This is a genomic window from Pseudomonas sp. NPDC089407 (genome assembly GCF_044900445.1).
In the GTDB taxonomy this organism is placed as follows: Bacteria; Pseudomonadota; Gammaproteobacteria; order Pseudomonadales; family Pseudomonadaceae; genus Aquipseudomonas.
In genome coordinates this window covers 80,834-102,559 of sequence record NZ_JBJDNB010000013.1, presented here as the reverse complement: position 1 = coordinate 102,559, position 21,726 = coordinate 80,834, and the positions used below count along the sequence as shown (strand labels likewise).

General features: G+C 63.1%; 23 protein-coding genes. 10 read left to right on the top strand and 13 right to left on the bottom strand.

The annotated features are described in order from the left end of the window. Positions 1-296: 296 nt before the first annotated feature. From ACI2KG_RS12560 to def, 5 genes are read right to left on the bottom strand one after another with little or no spacing between them, the layout of a single operon-like run. Entirely contained in the window at positions 297-605 is a 309-nt protein-coding gene (locus tag ACI2KG_RS12560; RefSeq protein WP_404662132.1) for a tetratricopeptide repeat protein, read from the bottom strand. Positions 606-616: 11 nt separating this feature from the next. After that, positions 617-1,990 carry a Trk system potassium transporter TrkA gene (gene trkA, locus ACI2KG_RS12555; RefSeq protein WP_201200348.1) on the bottom strand — a complete coding sequence of 458 codons (1,374 nt, stop codon included), beginning with the start codon at positions 1,988-1,990 and terminating at the stop codon, positions 617-619. Positions 1,991-2,014: 24 nt separating this feature from the next. Further along, positions 2,015-3,325, bottom strand: coding sequence for a 16S rRNA (cytosine(967)-C(5))-methyltransferase RsmB (rsmB, locus tag ACI2KG_RS12550; protein ID WP_404662131.1), 1,311 nt, complete (start codon positions 3,323-3,325; stop codon positions 2,015-2,017). Continuing rightward, positions 3,322-4,254: a methionyl-tRNA formyltransferase gene (fmt, locus tag ACI2KG_RS12545; RefSeq protein ID WP_404662130.1), complete on the bottom strand. Its 933-nt coding sequence runs from the start codon at positions 4,252-4,254 to the stop codon at positions 3,322-3,324. Before fmt ends, rsmB begins: the two co-directional genes overlap by 4 nt. Positions 4,255-4,314: 60 nt before the next feature. After that, positions 4,315-4,821 (bottom strand): peptide deformylase, encoded by a 507-nt coding sequence (gene def, locus ACI2KG_RS12540; RefSeq protein ID WP_016712797.1) that lies wholly within the window; start codon positions 4,819-4,821, stop codon positions 4,315-4,317. Positions 4,822-5,026: 205 nt separating this feature from the next. Between def and dprA the strand changes: the two genes are divergently transcribed. The 5 genes from dprA to ACI2KG_RS12515 all read left to right on the top strand — a co-directional run bounded on the left by dprA (position 5,027) and on the right by ACI2KG_RS12515 (position 8,683). After that, on the top strand, positions 5,027-6,124 hold the full coding sequence (dprA, locus tag ACI2KG_RS12535; RefSeq protein ID WP_404662129.1) for a DNA-processing protein DprA: 1,098 nt from the start codon (positions 5,027-5,029) through the stop codon (positions 6,122-6,124). Positions 6,125-6,166: 42 nt separating this feature from the next. Then, positions 6,167-6,724 (top strand): L-threonylcarbamoyladenylate synthase, encoded by a 558-nt coding sequence (locus ACI2KG_RS12530; RefSeq protein ID WP_011953122.1) that lies wholly within the window; start codon positions 6,167-6,169, stop codon positions 6,722-6,724. 782 nt (positions 6,725-7,506) lie between these two features. Next, positions 7,507-7,824, top strand: a complete 318-nt coding sequence (locus ACI2KG_RS12525) for a hypothetical protein (protein WP_404662144.1) — start codon at positions 7,507-7,509, stop codon at positions 7,822-7,824. A gap of 300 nt (positions 7,825-8,124) precedes the next feature. Continuing rightward, positions 8,125-8,409, top strand: a complete 285-nt coding sequence (locus ACI2KG_RS12520; protein ID WP_172286922.1) for a type II toxin-antitoxin system Phd/YefM family antitoxin — start codon at positions 8,125-8,127, stop codon at positions 8,407-8,409. After that, entirely contained in the window at positions 8,375-8,683 is a 309-nt protein-coding gene (locus ACI2KG_RS12515) for a Txe/YoeB family addiction module toxin (RefSeq protein WP_400740548.1), read from the top strand. The genes ACI2KG_RS12520 and ACI2KG_RS12515 overlap by 35 nt, the downstream gene beginning before the upstream one ends. A gap of 170 nt (positions 8,684-8,853) precedes the next feature. On the opposite strand, the gene ACI2KG_RS12510 is transcribed toward ACI2KG_RS12515, so the two are convergent. After that, a complete protein-coding gene (locus tag ACI2KG_RS12510) occupies positions 8,854-9,831 on the bottom strand; it encodes an NADPH:quinone reductase (protein ID WP_404662128.1) in 978 nt (325 codons plus the stop codon). A gap of 135 nt (positions 9,832-9,966) precedes the next feature. Between ACI2KG_RS12510 and hemF the strand changes: the two genes are divergently transcribed. Together hemF and aroE are read left to right on the top strand one after the other, a co-directional pair. Next, positions 9,967-10,878, top strand: coding sequence for an oxygen-dependent coproporphyrinogen oxidase (gene hemF / locus ACI2KG_RS12505; RefSeq protein ID WP_404662127.1), 912 nt, complete (start codon positions 9,967-9,969; stop codon positions 10,876-10,878). Between the two features lie 25 nt (positions 10,879-10,903). Further along, positions 10,904-11,728, top strand: a complete 825-nt coding sequence (gene aroE, locus ACI2KG_RS12500; RefSeq protein ID WP_404662126.1) for a shikimate dehydrogenase — start codon at positions 10,904-10,906, stop codon at positions 11,726-11,728. A 141-nt stretch (positions 11,729-11,869) separates the two neighbouring features. On the opposite strand, the gene ACI2KG_RS12495 is transcribed toward aroE, so the two are convergent. The 3 genes from ACI2KG_RS12495 to betC form a co-directional block, all read right to left on the bottom strand. Further along, positions 11,870-13,435: a SulP family inorganic anion transporter gene (locus ACI2KG_RS12495; RefSeq protein WP_404662125.1), complete on the bottom strand. Its 1,566-nt coding sequence runs from the start codon at positions 13,433-13,435 to the stop codon at positions 11,870-11,872. Positions 13,436-13,564: 129 nt separating this feature from the next. Beyond that, positions 13,565-14,494, bottom strand: coding sequence for a choline ABC transporter substrate-binding protein (choX, locus tag ACI2KG_RS12490; RefSeq protein ID WP_404662124.1), 930 nt, complete (start codon positions 14,492-14,494; stop codon positions 13,565-13,567). A gap of 14 nt (positions 14,495-14,508) precedes the next feature. Beyond that, positions 14,509-16,026 (bottom strand): choline-sulfatase, encoded by a 1,518-nt coding sequence (gene betC, locus ACI2KG_RS12485; protein WP_404662123.1) that lies wholly within the window; start codon positions 16,024-16,026, stop codon positions 14,509-14,511. Positions 16,027-16,134: 108 nt separating this feature from the next. Here betC and ACI2KG_RS12480 point away from each other — a divergent pair, with 108 nt between their 5' ends. Continuing rightward, positions 16,135-17,034 (top strand): choline sulfate utilization transcriptional regulator, encoded by a 900-nt coding sequence (locus ACI2KG_RS12480; protein ID WP_404662122.1) that lies wholly within the window; start codon positions 16,135-16,137, stop codon positions 17,032-17,034. 162 nt (positions 17,035-17,196) lie between these two features. Here ACI2KG_RS12480 and ACI2KG_RS12475 read toward each other — a convergent pair whose 3' ends face one another. Then, positions 17,197-17,814: an NAD(P)-dependent oxidoreductase gene (locus ACI2KG_RS12475; protein WP_404662121.1), complete on the bottom strand. Its 618-nt coding sequence runs from the start codon at positions 17,812-17,814 to the stop codon at positions 17,197-17,199. Positions 17,815-17,866: 52 nt separating this feature from the next. Between ACI2KG_RS12475 and ACI2KG_RS12470 the strand changes: the two genes are divergently transcribed. After that, positions 17,867-18,199, top strand: coding sequence for a DOPA 4,5-dioxygenase family protein (locus ACI2KG_RS12470; protein WP_403200446.1), 333 nt, complete (start codon positions 17,867-17,869; stop codon positions 18,197-18,199). A 92-nt stretch (positions 18,200-18,291) separates the two neighbouring features. Here the strand turns inward: ACI2KG_RS12470 and trpA are convergent, their stop codons facing one another. Then, the gene (gene trpA, locus ACI2KG_RS12465; RefSeq protein ID WP_404662120.1) at positions 18,292-19,101 is read right to left on the bottom strand and encodes a tryptophan synthase subunit alpha; all 810 of its coding nucleotides are present in this window, start codon (positions 19,099-19,101) and stop codon (positions 18,292-18,294) included. Beyond that, entirely contained in the window at positions 19,098-20,315 is a 1,218-nt protein-coding gene (gene trpB, locus ACI2KG_RS12460; RefSeq protein WP_404662119.1) for a tryptophan synthase subunit beta, read from the bottom strand. Before trpB ends, trpA begins: the two co-directional genes overlap by 4 nt. Before the next feature lie 110 nt (positions 20,316-20,425). Here trpB and ACI2KG_RS12455 point away from each other — a divergent pair, with 110 nt between their 5' ends. Beyond that, a complete protein-coding gene (locus tag ACI2KG_RS12455) occupies positions 20,426-21,322 on the top strand; it encodes a LysR family transcriptional regulator (protein WP_404662118.1) in 897 nt (298 codons plus the stop codon). Here the strand turns inward: ACI2KG_RS12455 and ACI2KG_RS12450 are convergent. Then, positions 21,319-21,642, bottom strand: coding sequence for a YqjD family protein (locus ACI2KG_RS12450; protein ID WP_404662117.1), 324 nt, complete (start codon positions 21,640-21,642; stop codon positions 21,319-21,321). The two genes, ACI2KG_RS12455 and ACI2KG_RS12450, sit on opposite strands and share 4 nt — an antisense overlap. Between the last annotated feature and the right edge of the window lie 84 nt (positions 21,643-21,726).

Below are 21,726 nucleotides of genomic sequence, written 5' to 3'. Positions count from 1 at the left end.
CTGCAAAGCAGCCCCAACAATCTCCCACCCTGACCGCGCTGGCCTGAGGTTATCCTTCAACCTCAAGAAACCAGGGGTTATGCACAGAGCCTAAGGGCCTGCTCGGTCTTTGTGGGAGCTGGCTTGCCTGCGATGGGCTGCAAAGCAGCCCCAAAAATCTCCCACGTTGACCGCGCTGGCCTGAGCTTATCTTTCAACCTGAGGGAACCAGGGGTTATGCACAGAGGCCAAGGGCCTGCTCGGTCCTTGTGGGAGCTGGCTTGCCTGCGATGGGCTGCAAAGCAGCCCCGGCAATCTCAAGCCTTGTTCAGCTTCTTGAGAAAAACGGTCATCTCTTTCTCGGCCTGCTTGTCACCGTGAGCTTGCGCCGCAACAATCCCGTCCTCCCAGGCCCTGCGCGCCCCCGGCAAGTCCCCGACCAGCTGATACGCCTTCCCCAGCAGCTTCCAAGCCGCCGAATACTTCGGGTCTTGCTCCACACAGCGTGCCAGGTGCACCGCCGCCTCAGCACCATTGCCCTCATCCAGCCAGGCTTTACCCAGGCCGAACCTCAGCAACGGGTTATCCACACCCTTGGCCAGCATCTTCTCCAGTGACTCGCGCATGCCCTCTTCTCCTAGAAGAAACTCAAGCCGACGTGGAACAGCTTCTCCACATCGCGAATATGCTTTTTATCCACAACGAACAGGATCACATGGTCACCCGATTCGATCAGGGTGTCGTCGTGGGCAATCATCACCTCTTCGTCACGGATGATCGCGCCGATGGTGGTGCCCGGTGGCAAAGCAATGTCCTCGATGGCCTTGCCGACCACCTTGCTCGACTTCGAATCGCCATGCGCCACCGCCTCGATCGCTTCAGCTGCACCACGGCGCAGCGAGTGCACGCTGACAATGTCGCCGCGGCGCACGTGCGCCAGCAGGGTGCCGATGGTGGCCAGCTGGGGGCTGATGGCGATGTCGATATCGCCGCCCTGCACCAGGTCGACGTAGGCCGGGTTGTTGATGATGGTCATCACCTTGCCCGCGCCCAGGCGCTTGGCCAGCAGCGACGACATGATGTTGGCTTCGTCGTCGTTGGTCAGGGCCAGGAAAATATCGGCATCGGCGATGTTCTCTTCGAGCATCAGGTCCTTGTCCGAGGCGCTGCCCTGCAGCACCACGGTGCTTTCCAGGGTATCGGAGAGGTGCCGGCAACGGGCCGGGCTCATCTCGATGATCTTCACCTGGTAGCGGCTTTCGATGGCTTCGGCCAGGCGCTCGCCGATCTGCCCGCCGCCAGCGATGACAATGCGTTTATTGGTCTCATCGATGCGGCGCAATTCGCCCATCACCGCACGGATGTCCTTCTTTGCGGCAATGAAGAACACCTCGTCATCCGCTTCGATCACCGTGTCACCACGTGGGGTGATTGGCCGGTCGCGGCGGAAGATGGCTGCCACGCGGGTGTCGACGTTGGGCATGTGCGCGCGGATCTGGCGCAACTGCTGGCCGACCAACGGGCCGCCGTAGTAGGCCTTCACCGCCACCAGCTGGGCCTTGCCCTCGGCGAAGTCGATCACCTGCAGCGAGCCTGGGTGCTCGATCAGGCGCTTGATGTAATTGGTCACCACCTGCTCGGGGCTGATCAGCACGTCGACCGGGATGTGGTCGTTGTCGAACAGCTCTTCACGGGTCAGGTACGAAGACTCGCGCACCCGGGCGATTTTGGTCGGGGTGTGGAACAAGGAATAGGCCACCTGGCAGGCGACCATGTTGGTCTCATCGCTGTTGGTCACCGCCACCAGCATGTCGGCGTCGTCGGCACCGGCCTGGCGCAGCACCGTCGGCAGCGAGCCGCGGCCTTGCACCGTGCGGATATCCAGACGGTCGCCAAGGTCGCGCAGGCGGTCGCCGTCGGTGTCGACCACGGTAATGTCGTTGGCTTCGCTGGCCAGGTGTTCCGCCAGCGTACCCCCTACCTGCCCTGCGCCGAGGATGATGATCTTCATCCGCTACTCCCTACCCGTTTGTGCTTACCCGCGCGTGGCGGCGATCTTGATCAGCTTGGCATAGTAGAAACCGTCGTGGCCGCCTTCCTGGGCCAGCAACTGGCGACCGTGGGGCTGGCGCAGGCCGGCTTCGGTGGCCAAGTCCAGCTCCCGCGCGCCCGGGGTGCGGGCGAGGAAGGCGTCGATCACTTCGGTGTTCTCGGTCGGCAGGCTGGAGCAGGTGGCGTACAGCAGCATGCCGCCCACTTCCAGGGTCGGCCACAGGGCATCGAGCAGCTCGCCTTGCAGCGCGGCCAACGCCGGGATGTCATCGGCCTGGCGGGTCAGCTTGATGTCCGGGTGGCGGCGGATCACGCCGGTGGCCGAGCACGGCGCATCGAGCAGAATGCGCTGGAACGGCTTGCCGTCCCACCAACTGGCGGTATCGCGGGCGTCGCAGGCGATCAGCTCGGCGTCCAGCTGCAGGCGGTCGAGGTTCTCGCGCACGCGGGTCAGGCGCTTGGCTTCGAGGTCGATGGCTGTCATGTGGGCCAAGCCCGGTTCGGCTTCCAGCAGGTGGCAGGTTTTGCCGCCCGGGGCACAGCAGGCATCGAGCACGCGCTGGCCGGGGGCCAGCTCCAGCAGGTCGGCGGACAGTTGCGCGGCTTCGTCCTGCACGCTCACCCAGCCCTCGGCAAAGCCCGGCAAGCCGCGCACGTCGCAGGCTTCGGCCAGCACGATGCCGTCACGGCTGAACTGGCAGGCGCTGGCGCCAACGCCTGCATCGGCCAGCAGCGCCAGGTAGGCATCGCGGCTGTGGTGACGGCGGTTGACCCGCAGAATCATCGGCGGGTGGGCATTGTTGGCGGCGCAGATGGCTTCCCACTGCTCCGGCCAGAAGGCCTTCAAAGACTTCTGCAACCAGCGCGGGTGGGCGGTGCGCACCACCGGGTCGCGCTCCATGCCTGCCAGCAGCTCTTCGCCTTCGCGCTGGGCGCGGCGCAGCACGGCGTTGAGCAGGCCCTTGGCCCACGGCTTCTTCAGTTTGTCGGCGCAGCCCACGGTTTCGCCGATGGCGGCGTGGGCCGGAATACGGGTGTAGAACAACTGGTACAAGCCGACCAGCAGCAGCGCCTGCACATCGGCATCGGCAGCCTTGAACGGCTTCTGCAGCAATTGCGCGGCCAGCAGGTCGAGGCGTGGTTGCCAGCGGGCGGTGCCGAACGCCAGGTCCTGGGTCAGGCCACGGTCGCGCTCCTCGACCTTGTCCAGCTGGGCTGGCAGCGAGCTGTTCAGCGAGGCCTTGCCACTGAGTACAGCGGCAAGGGCACGGGCGGCGGCGAGGCGTGGGTTCATTGGCCCAGCACCTTGCCGGCGGCGAACTTCTCGCGGCGGCTGTTGAACAGGTCGCTGAAGTTCAGCGCCTTGCCACCGGGCAGTTGCAGGCGGGTCAGGCTCAGCGCCTGGTCACCGCAGGCGACTACCAGGCCGTCCTTGCTGGCGGAGAGGATCTCACCGGGGGCGCCCTTGCCTGTGGACAAATTGGCGGCCAGCACCTTCACGCTTTCGCCATCCAGGGTGCTGTGGCACACCGGCCAAGGGTTGAAGGCACGGATCAGGCGCTCCAGTTCGACGGCCGGGCGGCTCCAGTCGATGCGCGCTTCGTCCTTGTTCAGCTTGTGTGCATAAGTGGCCAGGGCATCGTCCTGTACCTCGCCTTGCAGCGACCCGTCGGCCAGGCCGGCGATGGCCTGTACCACTGCCGGCGGCCCCATCTCGGCCAAGCGGTCGTGCAGGCTGCCGCCGGTATCGTCGGCGCTGATCGGGGTGACCACCTTCAGCAGCATCGGGCCGGTGTCCAGGCCCGCTTCCATGCGCATCACGGTCACGCCGCTTTCGGCGTCACCGGCTTCCACGGCGCGCTGGATCGGCGCCGCACCGCGCCAGCGCGGCAGCAAGGATGCGTGGCTGTTGATGCAACCCAGGCGCGGAATATCCAGCACGGCTTGCGGCAGGATCAGGCCATAGGCGACCACCACCATCAAGTCGGGTTTCAGCGCAGCGAGTTCGGCTTGCGCATCGGCATTGCGCAGGGTATGCGGCTGGAACACCGGGATGTCATGGGCCACGGCCAGCGCCTTGACCGCGCTCGGCATCAGCTTCTGGCCACGGCCGGCAGGGCGATCGGGCTGGGTGTAAACGGCCACGATCTCGTACGGGCTGTCGAGCAGGGCCTTGAGGTGTTCGGCGGCAAACTCTGGAGTGCCTGCAAAGACGATGCGCATGGAGTTCTCGCTTCAAAAAAGAAAAAGGCTTGCCGGAGCAAGCCTTCTGGAAGGTGGGGATCAGGCTTGCTGGCGGTGCTGCTTTTCCAGCTTCTTCTTGATCCGGTCGCGCTTGAGCTGCGACAGGTAGTCGACGAACAGCTTGCCGTTGAGGTGATCGAATTCGTGCTGTACGCACACGGCCAGCAGGCCCTCGCATTCCAGCTCGTAGGGCTTGCCGTCGCGGTCCTGGGCCTTGACGCGGACACGCAGCGGGCGGTCGACGTTCTCGTAGAAGCCCGGTACCGACAGGCAGCCTTCCTGGTATTGGCCCATGTCGTGGGTCAGCTCTTCGACCGTGGGGTTGATGAAGACCCGCGGCTCGCTGCGGTCTTCGCTGAGGTCCATGACCACGACTTGCAGGTGCACGTTGACCTGGGTGGCAGCCAGGCCGATGCCAGGGGCTTCGTACATGGTTTCAAACATGTCGTCGATCAGCTGACGCAGGGCGTCGTCGAACACCGTCACCGGCTTGGCGATGGTGCGCAGGCGCGGGTCCGGGAATTCGAGAATGTTCAAGATGGCCATAAGTCAGGCAGTCACTGTGCGTTCGGTTGAAAACTGAGCACACATAATAAAGGGAAACGGGGATTTCGGCACCTGGCAAGCTCGTCTAGGGTGTCTATGGGCTTGATAGCCCCCAATCAATTGACAGCTTTTCAAAGTGTTACCCACAAAGTTATCCACAGCTTGTGCCACGTTTATGGCCCCGTTTTGATCAAGGATGATCGCTATGTCCATGTACCATTCGTCGCCTTGCTCGCCTGCCGAACTGGAGGCGCGGCTGCGACTGCACCGCCTTCCCGAGACTGGATTGCGACGCTTTCATAACTTGCTCGATGCCTTCGGCAGCGCCTCTTCAGCACTTGGCGCGCCGGGTTCTGCCTGGCGTGCGCTTGGCATCCCCCAGGCCACCATCGATGCCCGGCGCAGCGCTGAGGTACGCGATGGAGCCTTGGCCGCGATGGCCTGGCTAGAGCGCCCCGGCCAGCATTTACTGATGTGGGACGACCCGGACTACCCCGCGCTGCTAGCAGAAATCGACGATGCCCCACCGCTGCTTTTCGTGGCTGGCGACCCGGCACTGCTTGCCCGTCCGCAGCTGGCAATTGTGGGCAGCAGACGTGCCACACCCCCGGCCCTGGATACTGCCGGGGCGTTTTCCCGCTACCTTGCGCAGGCGGGTTTCGTCATCACCAGCGGGCTGGCCGTAGGCATCGACGGTGCCGCTCATCGGGCCGCGTTGCAGGCGGGAGGGGGCACGATTGGCGTCTTGGGCACAGGGTTGCAAAAACTTTATCCACAGCGCCACCGAGAGCTGGCCCAGGCGATGGTCGACAGTGGCAGCGCACTGGTTTCGGAGTACCCGCTGAATGCCGGGCCGCTGCCGGGTAACTTCCCGCGGCGCAATCGGATCATCAGTGGCTTGTCGTTGGGCGTGCTGGTGGTTGAAGCCAGCCTGGCCAGTGGTTCGCTGATCACGGCGCGTTTGGCGGCCGAGCAAGGCCGTGAGGTGTATGCCATACCGGGCTCTATCCACCACCCTGGGTCCAAGGGCTGCCACCAGCTGATTCGTGACGGCGCGCTACTGGTGGAAACCGTGGAGCAGATCATGGAAACCCTGCAGGGCTGGCAGAACCTGCCACCTGCGGTTGCCGACAAATTCGATCATCCCTTGCTTGCCTTGCTGCATGCCGCACCACAAACCAGCGAAAGCCTGGCCCACTGCAGCGAGCAGCCGCTGGCCGTAGTGCTGGCACAACTTACCGAGCTTGAGCTGGAAGGCCGGGTCAGCAGTGAAGCCGGGCGTTGGTTTGCCCGCGTGGGCTAAGTACACTGCGCATATGCAAGGTATATAGGCGGAGTAACAGCAATGGTGAGCAGTTTTCGTGTGCAACAAGCCGCACGTGAGATCCGGGCGGGCGCAGTGATCGCCTACCCGACGGAAGCGGTCTGGGGCCTGGGCTGCGACCCCTGGAACGAGGACGCGGTGTACCGCCTGCTGGCGCTGAAATCGCGGCCTGTGGATAAAGGGCTGATCCTGATTGCCGACAACATCCGCCAGTTCGACTTCCTGTTCGAGGATTTCCCCGAAGACTGGATTGATCGCATGGGGAGCACCTGGCCGGGGCCGAACACCTGGCTGGTACCGCACCAGGACCTGTTGCCCGAGTGGGTGACCGGGCAGCATGACACCGTGGCGCTGCGTGTCAGCGACCACCCGGTGGTGCGTGAACTGTGTGCGTTGGTCGGGCCATTGATTTCCACCTCGTGCAACCCGGGCGGGCGCCCGGCGGCGAAGACCCGGTTGCGGGTGGAGCAGTACTTCCATGGGCAGCTGGATCTGGTGTTGGGTGGGGCCTTGGGTGGAAGGAAGAATCCGAGTGTCATTCGCAACCTGGCTACTGGTGAGGTTGTGCGGCCGGGCTAAACACATATCCACAAATGTGGCAGGAAATCCTGTGGGAGCGGGTTACCCGCGAGGAGGCCAGCCCAGGCAACCATCTGTGGATGGCACGGGCTTCGGTCTAAAACCAGTCAGTTAAGCAGTAAGGGCTGACGGGCGCTTGCCTTAAGATGATGGGTGCCTATGCGATCGAGCGCCGCCCGCGCGGCGCTTCGCGGGACAAGCCCGCTCCCACATCTGTTTCGGGCCAGTCACTCCTGTGAGGCCACCTCTGTCCGCCTTGTTTGTCCCATTCGATATCAGGGGTGGGCAACAGCTCTTCAACCATCTCCAGCCATGCTCCAAGGCAGCAACCCATCTGGCACAGGAATAATTGGCCCGAAACAGATGTGGGAGCGGGCTTGTCCCGCGAAGCGCCGCGCGGGCGGCGCTCGATCTCTTAGGCGATGAATCTCTGTCGGCGAGCGCTTTGCACCCAGACACGACCCGGGGCGGTGGAGTCAGGCTTTTCTGATTTTGCCAAAATGGCTGTCCAGCTTGCGGCTTGGGAAATATCCTACGAGCCGCGTCCCCTGCCATCACCTTCTCAGTGGGAACCTCTGCCCTTAGGCTTAAACCGTCGCCGAATAACTTGGCGATCGGGTGTGGTAACCCGGGTTCAGGGTGATCTTGGCAGTCCATGGCGGCTGTTCGCAGGAGGCTTCGTGCCTGCTGGGTTTTAGATCTCCCACCCGGTTTACCACCCTGCGTACAGCTGCCACCCATTCGTGTGGTAACGACTGGGTGAAGCCATGAGCGGAGATCTAATGATGAAGAAAATGGTTCCAGATCCACCCCTACCCTGCACCTCCACCCGCCCCTTTGGCCGCTGCGATGCCGGCCACGAACCGCTGTTTACCGTAAACCCGAACATTTCCGCCGAGGACGCCCTGGTCCATGTAGCCCTGTACCTGCGCGGCGCCTATGAGACGGGCTCCAAAGCCCTGGAATACCTGCGCGAAGAGGGTCGTGGCATGTATTGGTCGAGCCTGCATTCCATTGAACTGGCTGAAGGATTGGTGGAGTCGATACTCGATGGCATCGAGTCGTCACCAACCCCAACAAGCCGGCCACCACAGAGGTAGCGTTTTCACTAAAGATCGATTCTGTGGCTGTGGGGGCATGTTGGCCTGCCCTCACAGAAACCTCCTACGAACGCTATAGCAGGTCATCACCTGCCTGCCGCTTGGCATCCGTTTTATGCTTTGAACGCTCGAGACTCCCGACAACGGGATGTTGAGGTTTGTACCTAGGCTTGTACAATGTTTGTGCTGGGTATCTGTCAAATTCATAAGCAGAAGCCACCAAGCCTATTGCCCATTCAGCAGTGCTGCCTGGGTCGAGAAAAACCTGATCCAGGTCCTGCCTGGAAAGGATTTGAAGAAATGCATGTACTGACTTTTAGCCAGGCTCGCGCCGACCTGAAGCAGACGATGGATGATGTATGTCGGGATCACGAACCCGCGATCATTACGCGCCAGCGCGGTGAGCCGGTGGTCATGATCTCGCTTGAGGACTACAACGGCATGCAAGAGACCATGTACCTGCTGGGTTCTTCAGCCAATGCCAAGCGCTTGCGCGCATCCATTGATCAGCTGCGGTCGGGTAAAGCTGCTACCCATGAGCTGCCCATAGATGAACATGAAGTCAAAACAACGCAACAAGACTGAAGCTCGCAATTCTGTAAGCGTTGCGTTTACTTCAGAAGGTTGGGAAGACTACTGCCATTGGAAAGATGCTGACACTGATGTGTTTACGACGATCAACGCCCTGATCAAGGAGTGCCTGCGTACTCCTTTCAAAGGCACCGGCAAGCCTGAGCCACTCAAGGGCGACCTTTCAGGATTCTGGTCTCGTCGTATTACTCGCGAACATCGGTTGGTCTACCTCTTCGAAGGTGGGCAGATGACAATCTTGCAGTGCCGATATCACTACGACGATTGATCATGCCCCGCCTTTGCTGGCAAACCCAATCCCAATCGGATAACGCCGTACTCAAGGCCGAAACAGCACTTGTGGGAGCGGGTTCACCCGCGAACACCGGTGAAGCCGGTGCCATACACCGCGGTGGCTGCTTCGCGGGCATGCCCGCTCCCACAGGGAATGTGTCTGGCTCAGGGGATCAGTACAGTCGATCCTACAGTCCGCCGCGCCGACAGCTCAGCCTGCGCCTTGGCCGCCTCACTCAACGGATACCTTTGCTGGATATCCACCACCAGCTTGCCATTGCCAATCATCGCAAACAGGTCATCCGCCATGGCCTGGGTGTTCTCGGCATTATTCGCATAGGTCGCCAGCGTCGGCCGGGTCACATACAGCGAGCCCTTCTGCGCCAGAATCCCCAGGTTCACCCCGCTCACCGCACCCGAGGCATTGCCAAAGCTCACCATCAACCCACGCGGCTGCAGGCAGTCCAGCGAGGTCAGCCAGGTATCGGCACCCACACCGTCATACACCACCGGGCATTTCTTGCCGTCGGTCAGTTCCAACACCCGTTTGGCCACATCTTCTTGGCTGTAGTCGATGGTCGCCCATGCGCCCAACGCCTTGGCCCGCTCGGCCTTCTCGGCAGAGCTCACGGTGCCGATCAACCTGGCCCCCAGCGCCTTGGCCCACTGGCACGCCAGCGAACCCACGCCACCCGCTGCGGCATGGAACAGGATCACGTCACCCGCCTTCACCTCATAGGTCTGCTTCAGCAGGTACTGCACGGTCAAACCCTTGAGCATCACCGCCGCTGCCTGCTCGAAGCTGATATTGTCGGGCAGCTTGACCAGGTTGGCCTCCGGCACCGTATGCACCTCGCTGTAAGCGCCCAGCGGGCCGCCGGCATGGGCCACGCGGTCACCGACCTTCAGCCGGGTCACGCCCTCGCCCACAGCCTCGACCACGCCCGCCGCTTCGGTACCCAGGCCCGAAGGCAGGGATGGCGGTGCATAGAGCCCGCTGCGGAAGTAGGTGTCGATGAAGTTCAGGCCGATTGCATGGTTGCGCACGCGCACCTGCTGTGGCCCGGGCGGGGCGGGTTCGAATTCCACAAACTGCAGCACTTCCGGGCCGCCATGCTGGCTGAACTGGATACGCTTGGCCATCTCGCACTCCTGTCGTCGGGATCGGGAAAAGGCCTTCTATCGGACGCCTTTGCTTGATCGCCGTCAACTGCGGCGCGCGGGCTGGCGGTGGTATGCTACGCGGCGAATTCTTCCCTGCCCGTTCCTGGTGACCCGATGACTAGCCGCACCGAGGCCGTGAAAGCCTACCTGCTCGACCTGCAAGACCGCATCTGCTCTGCCCTCGAAAGCGAAGACGGCGGCGCCCGCTTCGTCGAGGACGCCTGGGTGCGCGAAGCCGGTGGCGGGGGCCGCACGCGGGTGATCGGCGACGGCAAGCTGATCGAGAAAGGCGGGGTCAACTTCTCCCACGTGTTCGGCGCCGGCCTGCCACCGTCGGCCAGTGCCCACCGCCCTGAACTGGCGGGCCGTGGTTTCGAGGCGCTGGGGGTGTCGCTGGTGATCCACCCGCACAACCCGCATGTGCCCACGTCCCACGCCAACGTGCGCTTTTTCATCGCCGAGAAGGAAGGTGAAGAGGCGGTGTGGTGGTTCGGCGGCGGCTTCGACCTGACCCCGTATTACGGCAATGAAGAAGACTGCATCCACTGGCACCGCGTGGCCGAGCAGGCCTGCGCGCCGTTCGGCGCCGACGTGTACCCGCGCTACAAGGCCTGGTGCGACCGCTATTTCCACCTCAAGCATAGGGGCGAGCCTCGCGGCATCGGCGGCCTGTTCTTCGATGACCTGAACGAGTGGGACTTCGACACCTGCTTCGCCTTCATCCGCGCCATCGGCGATGCCTACGTCGATGCCTACCTGCCGATCATCCAGCGCCGCAAGGACACGCCCTACACCTCGCAGCAACGCGAGTTCCAGGAATACCGCCGCGGCCGCTACGTGGAGTTCAACCTGGTCTACGACCGTGGCACCCTGTTCGGCCTGCAGTCCGGCGGCCGCACCGAATCAATCCTCATGTCGCTGCCGCCGCAGGTGCGCTGGGGCTACGACTGGAAGGCCGCGCCCGGCAGTGAAGAAGCGCGCCTGACCGAGTACTTCCTGCAAGACCGCGACTGGCTCGGCCAGTAAGCCTGTGCACAACCAAGGAGCCGTCATGGACCAGTACGTCGTTTTTGGCAACCCGATCGGCCACAGCAAGTCGCCGCTGATCCACCGCCTGTTCGCCGAGCAGACCGGTGAAGACCTGGAATATGCCACCCTGCTGGCGCCGCTGGACGAGTTCAGCGACTGCGCACGCGGCTTCTTCAAGCAAGGCAGCGGTGGCAATGTCACTGTGCCGTTCAAGGAAGAGGCTTACCGCCTGTGCGACAGCCTGACCCCACGGGCCCAGCGTGCTGGCGCCGTGAACACGCTGAGCAAGCTGGCTGATGGCACCTTGCAGGGTGACAACACCGATGGCGCCGGCCTGGTGCGTGACCTGACGGTGAATGCAGGGGTCGAGCTGGTGGGCAAGCGAATTCTGATCCTCGGTGCCGGTGGTGCAGTGCGTGGCGTGCTGGAGCCGATCCTGGCGCACAAGCCGCAATCGCTGGTGATTGCCAACCGTACCGTGGAAAAGGCCGAGCAGCTGGCGCGTGAGTTCGATGCACTAGGGCCGGTGGTAGCCAGTGGGTTTGCCTGGTTGCAGGAGCCGGTGGATGTGATCATCAATGCCACTTCGGCGAGTTTGGCCGGGGAATTGCCGCCGATTGCCGACAGTTTGGTTGAGGCGGGGCGCACGGTCTGCTACGACATGATGTATGGCAAGGAACCGACGCCGTTTTGCCAGTGGGCCGAGAAGCTGGGCGCGGCCAAGGTGCTGGATGGGTTAGGGATGCTGGCTGAGCAGGCGGCTGAGGCGTTCTTTATCTGGCGTGGGGTTAGGCCGGATACGGCGCCGGTTTTGGCTGAACTACGCCGGCAATTGGCTCGGGGCTGAGAATTTGGGGCCGCTTTGCGGCCCATCGCGACACAAGGCCGCTCCTACAAAGACCGCGAAATACTTGCTGGCGCGGTCCCCTGTAGGAGCGGCCTTGCGTCGCGATGGGCTGCAAAGCAGCCCCAAGATCTCAACCCAACCTCATTCTTCAAACCGGATCGGGCACAGCTCCACCCCTTCCAGCTTCTGCAATTCTTCAATCACCTGCGGCCTCGCCCGATGCAAGGTCAAGCTCCCCCCCATCCGCCCCAACCGCCGCGCCTCGCGGTGCAACATATCCACACCCGAGTAATCGATAAAATTCACCTGCCGCGCATCGATCACCACATGTGGCCCCTGGCAGCGCTGCAAGCGCACCTGCAGGTAATGCGCTGCGCCAAAGAAGATCGACCCGCCCACCCGCAGCACATCCGCCTCCCCTTCACGGCTCTGCTGCACCCGTGGCCGTGAGGTGCGCTTCAAATAGAAGAACAGCGACGCCAGCACCCCGGCGTAGATTGCTGTCTGCAGCTCCAGCAACAAGGTCGCCGCCGCCGTCAGCGCCATTACCAGAAACTCCGAACGGCTGACCCGGAACAGCGCACGAATCCCGCGGTGGTCCACCAACCCCCAGCAGATCAACAGAATGCTGCCTGCCATGGCCGGAATGGGCAGGTGTGCGATCACCCCGGCGCCGACAACGGCGAACAGCGCCACCCACAGCGCCGAGAACACCCCGGCCATCGGCGAACGGGCACCGGCCTCATAGCTCAGGCCCGAACGGGTGAAGGAGCCGGCAGACAGGTAGCCAGAGAAAAATGCCCCGGCAATGTTCGACAGGCCTTGTGCGCGAATTTCCTGGTCGGGGTCGATCAGTTGTTCCGAACGCGCTGACAGCGAGCGGGCAATCGACAGACTGGTGACCAGCCCCAGCATGCCCACCGCCACGGCGCTGGGCAGCAGGCGCAATATCAGTTCCACGTCCAGCAACGGCAGCGGGCTGAACGGCGGCAGTTGCCCGGTGAACACCGCTACCCGCTGCACATGGCCAAAGTAGCCCGGCAGCAGCCAGGCCAACAGGCTGACCAGCATCAGGCTTATCAACAGGCTCGGCCAGCGCGGGCGCCAGAGTTTGAACGCTACGCCGATTATTACGGTGGCCAGGCCGAGGGCCAGCGACGGCAGGTGGACCTCACCGGCGTGGCTGGCCAGGTCTTGCACGGTCTTCAGCGCCGTGGCCTGGCTGGGCAGGTCCATGCCCAGCAGGTTGGGTAATTGGCCCAGGGCGATGACGATGGCGGCACCGAGGGTGAAACCGAGCACCACGGAATGCGAGACGAAATTGACCAGCGCGCCGAAGCGCAGTAACCCCAGCAGCAATTGGAAGATGCCGCCAAGGAAGGTCAGCAGCAACACCAAGGTCACGTAGTCGGCACTGCCGGCGACGGCCAGGGGGCTGATGCTGGCGTAGAGGACGATGGAGATGGCCGCGGTCGGGCCACAGATCAAGTGCCAGGACGAACCCCACAGGCAGGCGATCAGCACCGGTACGATGGCGGCGTACAGGCCGTACTCGGCGGGCAGGCCGGCGATCAGGGCGTAGGCGATGGATTGCGGCAGGGCGAGGATGGCACCGCTCAGGCCGACTAGCAGATCCTGGCGCAGGCTGCGGCCCGATTGGCGGGGGAGCCAGGAGAGGAAGGGCAGCAGGTGGAAGAGGCGATGCATGAGATATCCACAGTTCCGAAGGTACACTGTCCCATTGTAGGAGCGGGTTTACCCGCGAATGCGGCGGTACATTCACTGCAGCATTCGCGGGTAAACCCGCTCCTACAATGGGGCGCGTCACGTCTGAGATTACAGCTTGGCTTTGACAGCCTCCAGGGCATTGCCATCGGCCTTGGTCGTCACCCCAGCCAACCATCCTTCCAGCAACGCTGGATGCGCTTTCACCCAAGCCTTGGCCGCTTCATCGAAGCTGATCTTCTTGTCCACAACCTCGGCCATGATGGCGTTTTCCATGTCGAGTGTGAAATTCAGGTTACCCAGCAGCTTCGCTGCATTCGGGCAGGCTTGTGAATAACCCTTGCGGGTCAGGGTGTACACCTCGCCCTTGCTGCCGAACCACTTTTCCCCGCCCGTCAGGTAATGCATCTTCAACTTCACGTTCATCGGGTGCGGAGTCCATCCAAGGAAGGTGATGAACTGCTGCTTCTTCACCGCCCGGTCGACTTGGGTCAGCATCGCCTGTTCGCTGGACTCCACCAGCTTCCACTGGCCGAGGTTGAACTCATTCTTGTCGATGATTTCCTTCAGCGAAAGGTTGGCCGGTGCGCCGGAGCCAATCCCGTACAGCTTCCTGTCGAACGGGTCGGCGTGCTTCTGCAGGTCGGCGAAGTCCTTTACCCCGGCATTCCACACATAGTCGGGCACTGCCAGGGTAAATTCGGTTCCCTCCAGGTTGCGCGACAGCTGCTGCACATCGCCATTGGCGATGAACTTGTCATGGAAGCCCTGCTGCGCCGGCATCCAGTTGCCAAGGAAGGCATCGACCCTGCCGTCCTTGAGGCCGCCGTAGATGATTGGCACCGCCAGGCTGTCGATCTTCACTTGGTAGCCCAGGCTTTCCAGCAATAGGCGGGCTACGGCATTGGTCGTGGCGATGTCGCTCCAGCCGGGGTCGGCCATTTTCACGGTACTGCATTGTGCGTCGCTGTCGGCGGCGTGGGCCGTGGCGGCACCCAGGCCCAAGGCCAGGGTGAATACGGCGGCGGAGAACTTGTGCATGACGGCCTCTCTTCTCAATCCAGGGGTGCGGGCTGTGGATAACGTGCCTTGCGCTCGAGGTCGTCGAGATCGATGTGGTTGCGCATGTACTGTTGGCTGGCGTCCACCAGCGGTTGGTGGTCCCAGCTTTTCAGCTTGCCGATGGCCAGCGCCTCGGCCACCAGGCGGCGGCGCCGTTGGCTGGCCAGTACCTGCTGGCGCAGGCTGGGGATATCCCAACGCTGCTGTGCTTCATCGACAAATGCCTGCAGCAGCGCCTGGTGGTCCGGGCTGCCGGTGAGGTTCTCCCGCTCGTGCGGGTCGCGGCTCAGGTCATAGAGTAGGCAAGGGTCATCTTCGCTGTACACGAATTTGTAAGGCCCGCGGCGGATCATCATCAGTGGTCCGACGGTGCCTTCGGCCATGTACTCGCCGATCACCTCGTCGTGGCCGCCGTGCCCTTGCAGGTGGCCGAGCAGCGAGCGGCCGTCCAGGTGCAGGTCTTTATCCACAGAGCCGCCAGCCAGTTCGACCAGGGTTGGTAGCAGGTCGCAGGTCGAGACCGAGGCGCTGATCCGGCCAGCGGCAAAGCGCTTCGGTGCGTGGACCAGCAGTGGCACCCGCGCGGACATCTCGAACCAGTGCATTTTGTACCAGAGGCCACGCTCGCCAAGCATGTCGCCGTGGTCGCCAGAGAACACGATCAGGGTGTCGTCGGCCAGGCCGCATTCCTCCAAGGTTTGCAGTAGCTGGCCGATGTTGTCGTCGATGTAGCTGCAAGCGCCGAAGTAGGCGCGGCGGGCATCGCGGATCTTGTCCACAGGCAGCGGCTTGTTCCACAGGTCGTAGACTTTGAGCAGGCGCTGCGAATGCGGGTCGAGTTCTGACTGGCTGAATTCGGCACGGGGCATGGGGATATCCACACCCTCATAGCGATTCCAGTAGCGCTTGGGGATAGTGTACGGGTCGTGCGGGTGGGTCATCGACACGGTCAGGCAGAATGGCCGGCCATCGTTTTCACGCACATGGTCGTACAGGTACTGGCGCGCCTTGAACACCACCTCTTCATCGAAATCCAGCTGATTGGTGCGCACGCATGGCCCGGCCTGCAGCACCGAGGACATGTTGTGGTACCAGCTTGGGCGCACGTCCGGTTCATCCCAGTTCACCGCCCAGCCGTAGTCGGCCGGGTAGATGTCGCTGGTCAGGCGTTCTTCGTAGCCGTGCAGCTGGTCCGGGCCGCAGAAGTGCATCTTGCCCGACAGCGCAGTGCGATAGCCCAGGCGGCGCAGGTAATGGGCGTAGGTCGGGATGTCGGCGGGGAAATCGGCAGCGTTGTCGTAGGCGCCTATACGGCTGGGCAACTGGCCGCTGACCAAGGTGAAGCGCGACGGGGCACACAGCGGGCTGTTGCAGTAGGCCGAATCGAACACCACGGCCTGTTCGGCCAGGCGGCTCAGGTGTGGCATCTGGATTGGCGACGGGCCGTAGATCGGCAGCAAGGGTGCGGCCATCTGGTCGGCCATGATGAACAGGATATTCGGGCGCGTCATGGTGGCATCCATCGTTGAGGGTTATGCGTACCGCTTGCCTATCAAGATGCGACTGTGGATAACATGGGTAAAGCCCATGGCGGGCAATGACTGGGATTAGCCCTGCTTATGTTTGACCACCTTGCCAAGTTGTCGCTGGATAGCTTGCGTGTGTTCGAGGCCGCCGCACGGTTGCGTGGCTTTACCGCTGCGGCGCTGGAACTGGGTACTACGCAGCCGGCGGTAAGCCAGCAAGTCAAACGGCTGGAGGCACAGTTGGACACGCGCCTGTTCGACCGCATTTACCGGGGTATCGAGCTGACCGAGGCTGGCCAGGTGCTGTTCGAACAGGTTCATCAAGGCCTGCAGGCCATGGAGGACGGCATCGCCCAGGCCAGTGGGCGGGGCCAGCGCGAAGTGCTGCAGGTGGCTACCGACTTCGCTTTTGCGGCGTTCTGGCTGATGCCACGGCTGCAGCGTTTTCACGAGGCTTATCCACAGGTGGACGTGAGCCTGGTCACCGGTGAGCGCAGCCAGGGCATGTTGCGGCCGGACATTGATGTAGCGGTGCTATTTGGCGACGGGCGCTTTCACCAGGGCGAGAGCCGTTGGCTATTCGATGAGGAGGTTTTCCCGGTGTGCAGCCCCCGGCTGACTCATGGCAAACCCTTGTCAGCCGTGGCTTTGCAACGGTTGCCCTTGCTGCACTTGAAGGGCGAGCAGGCTAGCCGCTGGTTTGACTGGGCGGGCGTGTTTCGCGGGTTTGGCGTGGCCAGCCCGCCGCCGACGGGGCAGTTGCGGTTCGATAACTACACGTTGCTGATCCAGGCGGCGATCGCTGGGCAGGGGGTGGCTATCGGTTGGGGTCACCTGGTGGATGGGTTGGTGGAGCAAGGGTTGCTATGCCGGCCGTTGGAGGGGAGTTTGCGCTCGGCGCGCGGGTATTACGCGGTGTTGCCGCCACGCAAGCGGCGTGGAGCGTTGATCGAGCGGTTTGTGGATTGGCTGGAGCATGAGCGCAGCCTTTGAGATTTTCGGGCCGCTTTGCGGCCCATCGCCGGCAAGCCAGCTCCCACAGGAAAGGTGCCAATCTGACAGTGGTGGCATTGCCGCAGAGACTGTGTTGCCTGAAACACCCGTCCCTGTGGGAGCTGGCTTGCCGGCGATGGGCTGCAAAGCAGCCCCGGCAATCTAGACCACGAAGTTGAGATGCTCGCCCCGGTGCAAATCCAGCTCCAGCATATCCGCCATCCCCGCCGCGACCCTGGCCAGGTGCCGCAACGGCTCAGCCAATCCCGGCTCAAGCGTGCCCTCGGTACTGCGAAAATGCTCCATGCCCAACCCGGGCAGCTCCTGCGGCGCATTGATCAACGTCCAGTGCAAGGCACTGCGCTGTAACCCGTCCACCACCTGGTCCACACACTCCCGCTCTGCCTCGCTGTACTTGCCTGGCTCATCCAGCACAGCGAAATCGCCCACCAGCAACAGCCGGCGTATAGTCGTACGCTTCAGCCCCGTCAGCAGCGCCTCGCTCAAGCGTGCCTGCCCCGGCAAGTCGCCGGGCGCCAACGCAGGCAGCAAGGCAATCACCGCCGAACCGCCTGCCGCGCCCTGCTCCGCTTGGTCGGCATTGCCCAGCCCGCCTATCTTGAAATGCAGGCCCGGGCGCGGGGCATGGCGGTTGAGGTCTTCGACCACGGCAGTGACCTCGTGCTGGCGCGACAGCAGTTCGACCATCAGGGCACTGCCCAGGCTGCACTCAGGCCCGAACAGGACCAGCTTGAACACTGGGGTTTCGGCGTTTTTCACTGCATCACTCCCTTTGCAGGTGGTGATGGTTGGACCGCAATCAGGAGTTATCGTGCAGAGGATCAAGGGTTATCACGCCCACGTGTATTACGACGCAGCGACCATGGAGCAGGCCCGTGAACTGTGCGAGGAAGCGGCGCGGCTGTTTCCGGTAACCATGGGCCGCATGCATCAGAAACCGGTAGGGCCGCACCCGGACTGGAGCTGCCAGCTGGCGTTCGAGCCGGAGTATGTCGGGGTAGTGCTGCCTTGGTTGGCGCTGTATCGGAAGGGCTTGGTGGTGTTCATGCACCCGCTGACCGGGGACGAACTGGCGGACCACCGCGATCATGCGATCTGGATGGGGGCTGTGCGGCCTTTGGATCTGTCGATTTTTGGGGGGTAGATTGAGGTAGCCTGTGCTGACCTCTTCGCGGGTAAACCCGCTCCTACAGGGCCTTGTAGGAGCGGGTTTACCCGCGAATCAGGCGACGCGGATTAGCGACGAGCGCCACGCACCCCTTCAGCCAATGCCGAACACAGGCTCAATACATCGCTCACCGCCTGCTCCCCAGTCTTGGCCTGGGCAATCTTGTCGACCAGCGCCGACCCCACCACCACACCATCGGCCAAGCGGGCGATGTTCGCCGCCTGCTCTGGCGTACGAATGCCGAAACCTACGCTGATCGGCAGGTCGGTATGCCGACGCAGGCGGGCAATGGCCTCGGTCACGTGCTCGGTGGTCGCCGAGCCGGCACCGGTCACGCCGGCCACCGATACGTAGTAGACAAACCCGGAGCTGCGCTCCAGCACGCGCGGCAGGCGCGCGTCGTCGGTGGTCGGAGTGGTCAGGCGGATGAAGTCGATGCCCACAGCCTGGGCCGGGGTGGCCAGCTCGGCGTCATGCTCTGGCGGCAGGTCGACGATGATCAGGCCATCGACGCCGGCTTGCTTGGCCTCAGCCACGAACTTTTCCACGCCAAAGCGGTGGATCGGGTTGTAGTAGCCCATCAGCACGATCGGCGTGGTCTGGTTATCCACACGGAATTCGCGAACCATCTGCAGGGTCTTGGCCAAGGTCTGGCCAGCTTCCAGGGCGCGCAGGGTGGCCAGCTGAATCGCCACGCCATCGGCCATCGGGTCGGTGAACGGCATGCCCAGTTCGATCACGTCGGCGCCAGCGGCCGGCAGGCCCTTGAGGATCTGCAGCGAGGCGTCGTAGCCTGGGTCGCCTGCGGTGACGAAGGTGACCAGCGCCGAGCGGCCTTCGGCTTTCAGCTCGGCGAAACGTTGTTCAAGACGGCTCATGCCTGTTTCTCCTGGGCGGCCATGTGGCTCATGACGGTTTGCATGTCTTTGTCACCGCGGCCCGACAGGCAGATCACCATCAGGTGGTCCTTGGGCAGCTTTGGTGCGCGCTTGATCGCTTCGGCCAGGGCGTGGGAGCTTTCCAGGGCCGGGATGATGCCTTCCAGGCGGCAGCAGGCATGGAATGCGTCCAGCGCCTCGTCATCAGTGATGCTGACGTATTCCACGCGCTTCACTTCGTGCAGGTAGGCGTGCTCCGGGCCGATGCCCGGGTAGTCGAGGCCTGCGGAAATCGAGTGGGCGTCGGTGATCTGGCCGTCTTCGTCCTGCAGCAGGTAGGTACGGTTGCCGTGCAGCACACCCGGTACGCCGCCGTTCAGGCTGGCCGCGTGCTTGTCGGTGTTCACGCCGTGGCCACCGGCTTCGACGCCGATGATCTGTACGCTTGGCTCTTCGAGGAACTCATGGAACAGGCCCATGGCGTTGGAGCCACCACCGACGCAGGCAACCAGGCTGTCTGGCAGGCGGCCTTCCTTCTCTTGCAACTGGGCGCGGGTTTCCTTGCCGATGATCGACTGGAAGTCACGGACCATGGCTGGGTACGGGTGTGGGCCAGCCACGGTACCGATCAGGTAGAAGGTGTCGTCGACGTTGGTGACCCAGTCGCGCAGGGCTTCGTTCATGGCGTCTTTCAGGGTGCCGGTGCCGGCGGTAACCGGCACGATCTCGGCGCCCAGCAGCTTCATGCGGAACACGTTGGCCTGCTGGCGCTCGATGTCGGTGGCGCCCATGTAGATCACGCAAGGCAGGCCGAAGCGGGCAGCGACGGTGGCGGTAGCCACGCCGTGCATGCCGGCGCCGGTTTCGGCGATCAGGCGCTTTTTGCCCATGCGCTTGGCCAGCAGCACCTGGCCGATGCAGTTGTTCACCTTGTGCGCGCCGGTGTGGTTGAGTTCTTCACGCTTGAAGAAGATCTTGGCGCCGCCGCAGTGCTCGGTCAGGCGCTCGGCGAAGTACAGCGGGTTGGGGCGGCCGATGTAGTCGCGCTGGAAGTAGGCCAGCTCTTCAAGGAACTTGGGGTCGGCTTTGGCCGCTTCGTACTCGCGGGCCAAGTCCAGCACCAGTGGCATCAAGGTTTCGGCCACGTAGCGGCCGCCGAACGAGCCGAACAGGCCGTTGGCGTCGGGGCCGGGGCGGTATTGGGACTGGGTCATGGGGCGCTCCAGGGCGTAATGAATGAGTGATGGGCTTTACTCTAACCAGGGCAAGCCCGGCTGAAAACCGATAAGATTGCGTTAACTTGTCAGAAAAACTCACAGGTAACATGGCCCACGACCTCCCTCCCCTGAACGCCCTGCGCGCCTTCGAGGCGACCGCCCGGCTCAACAGCGTCAGCCAGGCGGCTGAAGCGCTGCACGTCACCCATGGCGCCGTCAGCCGGCAGATCAAAGTACTTGAGGAGCACCTGGGCGTGGCCTTGTTCGTCAAGGACGGGCGTGGCATCAAACTCACAGATGCCGGTGTGCGCCTGCGCGATGCCAGTGGCGAGGCCTTCGACCGCCTGCGCAGCGTGTGTTCCGAGTTGAGCCGCGATGTCAGCGAAGCGCCGTTCGTGCTGGGCTGCTCCGGCAGCTTGCTGGCGCGCTGGTTCATCCCTCGGCTGGGGCGGCTTCAGGCGGACCTGCCGGAGTTGCGCCTGCACTTGTCGGCGGGTGAAGGTGACCTCGACCCACGGCGGCCGGGGCTGGATGCATTGCTGGTGTATGCCGAGCCACCATGGCCGGCAGATATGCAGGTGCATGTTTTGGCTGAAGAACGCATCGGGCCAGTATTGAGCCCGCATTTCGCCGGTTTCGAGCGGCTGCAGGGGGCGCACGCCCAGGCATTGCTGGATGAAAGCCTGCTGCATACTACGTCGCGCCCGCAGGCTTGGCCTACGTGGGTCGCCGCACAGCAACTCGACCCGAGTGCCATTCGTTATGGCCAGGCATTCGAGCATCTGTATTATTTGCTGGAGGCGGCTGTTGCCGGGTTAGGTGTGGCGATTGCGCCGCAGCCGCTGGTGGCCGATGACCTGCGCGCAGGCCGGTTACGGGCACCGTGGGGTTTTTCGGCGACCCAAGCCGCGCTGGCGCTGTGGGTGCCAAGGCGCGCCGCAGATGGGCGCGCCGAGCAGTTGGCGCAGTGGTTACGCGCCGAATTGGCGGGTCAGGGTGTTTAGTTGCGCTTGCACAGCAGATAGGCAGCCAGCAGGCCCAGCGCACCGACGGCAACCCCTGCCGTGGTGTACGGATGTTCCTGGGCGTAATCGCGGGTAGCGATGCCGGTCTGGCGTGTGCGCTGCTTCACTTCCTCGTAGGCATCGCTCAGCAGGCTACGCGAATGACGAAGTGCGCTCTCGGCGTTACTGCGAATGGCCTTTACCGACTTCTGGGACTCCTCCGAGGCGTCATGCTTGAGGTTCTCCAGGCTCTTCAAAAGGCTTTCGATCTCGGCTTCCATGCTTTCCAAAGACGTCTTGCGCAGCGAGTTGCGTGGCATGTTGACTCTCCTTCGCGTTGTGGGCTGTAAGGACTGCGACTCCCAAGCGAAGCGAAAGTGCGATCGAACTTTCCGCGTTTGTGC

What these genes read in the sequence shown, in the direction of transcription:
- hemF (WP_404662127.1), top strand. Translation starts at nt 9,967, where the DNA reads ATGACTAGCCGCACCGAGGCCGTGAAAGCCTACCTGCTCGACCTGCAA.
- ACI2KG_RS12530 (WP_011953122.1), top strand. Translation starts at nt 6,167, where the DNA reads ATGGTGAGCAGTTTTCGTGTGCAACAAGCCGCACGTGAGATCCGGGCG.
- dprA (WP_404662129.1), top strand. Translation starts at nt 5,027, where the DNA reads ATGTCCATGTACCATTCGTCGCCTTGCTCGCCTGCCGAACTGGAGGCG.
- trpB (WP_404662119.1), bottom strand. Translation starts at nt 20,315, where the DNA reads ATGACCCAGTCCCAATACCGCCCCGGCCCCGACGCCAACGGCCTGTTC.
- trpA (WP_404662120.1), bottom strand. Translation starts at nt 19,101, where the DNA reads ATGAGCCGTCTTGAACAACGTTTCGCCGAGCTGAAAGCCGAAGGCCGC.
- ACI2KG_RS12495 (WP_404662125.1), bottom strand. Translation starts at nt 13,435, where the DNA reads ATGCATCGCCTCTTCCACCTGCTGCCCTTCCTCTCCTGGCTCCCCCGC.
- ACI2KG_RS12560 (WP_404662132.1), bottom strand. Translation starts at nt 605, where the DNA reads ATGCGCGAGTCACTGGAGAAGATGCTGGCCAAGGGTGTGGATAACCCG.
- def (WP_016712797.1), bottom strand. Translation starts at nt 4,821, where the DNA reads ATGGCCATCTTGAACATTCTCGAATTCCCGGACCCGCGCCTGCGCACC.
- ACI2KG_RS12480 (WP_404662122.1), top strand. Translation starts at nt 16,135, where the DNA reads ATGTTTGACCACCTTGCCAAGTTGTCGCTGGATAGCTTGCGTGTGTTC.
- ACI2KG_RS12455 (WP_404662118.1), top strand. Translation starts at nt 20,426, where the DNA reads ATGGCCCACGACCTCCCTCCCCTGAACGCCCTGCGCGCCTTCGAGGCG.
- fmt (WP_404662130.1), bottom strand. Translation starts at nt 4,254, where the DNA reads ATGCGCATCGTCTTTGCAGGCACTCCAGAGTTTGCCGCCGAACACCTC.
- ACI2KG_RS12520 (WP_172286922.1), top strand. Translation starts at nt 8,125, where the DNA reads ATGCATGTACTGACTTTTAGCCAGGCTCGCGCCGACCTGAAGCAGACG.
- trkA (WP_201200348.1), bottom strand. Translation starts at nt 1,990, where the DNA reads ATGAAGATCATCATCCTCGGCGCAGGGCAGGTAGGGGGTACGCTGGCG.
- ACI2KG_RS12510 (WP_404662128.1), bottom strand. Translation starts at nt 9,831, where the DNA reads ATGGCCAAGCGTATCCAGTTCAGCCAGCATGGCGGCCCGGAAGTGCTG.
- aroE (WP_404662126.1), top strand. Translation starts at nt 10,904, where the DNA reads ATGGACCAGTACGTCGTTTTTGGCAACCCGATCGGCCACAGCAAGTCG.
- choX (WP_404662124.1), bottom strand. Translation starts at nt 14,494, where the DNA reads ATGCACAAGTTCTCCGCCGCCGTATTCACCCTGGCCTTGGGCCTGGGT.
- ACI2KG_RS12515 (WP_400740548.1), top strand. Translation starts at nt 8,375, where the DNA reads ATGAACATGAAGTCAAAACAACGCAACAAGACTGAAGCTCGCAATTCT.
- rsmB (WP_404662131.1), bottom strand. Translation starts at nt 3,325, where the DNA reads ATGAACCCACGCCTCGCCGCCGCCCGTGCCCTTGCCGCTGTACTCAGT.
- ACI2KG_RS12450 (WP_404662117.1), bottom strand. Translation starts at nt 21,642, where the DNA reads ATGCCACGCAACTCGCTGCGCAAGACGTCTTTGGAAAGCATGGAAGCC.
- ACI2KG_RS12525 (WP_404662144.1), top strand. Translation starts at nt 7,507, where the DNA reads ATGATGAAGAAAATGGTTCCAGATCCACCCCTACCCTGCACCTCCACC.
- betC (WP_404662123.1), bottom strand. Translation starts at nt 16,026, where the DNA reads ATGACGCGCCCGAATATCCTGTTCATCATGGCCGACCAGATGGCCGCA.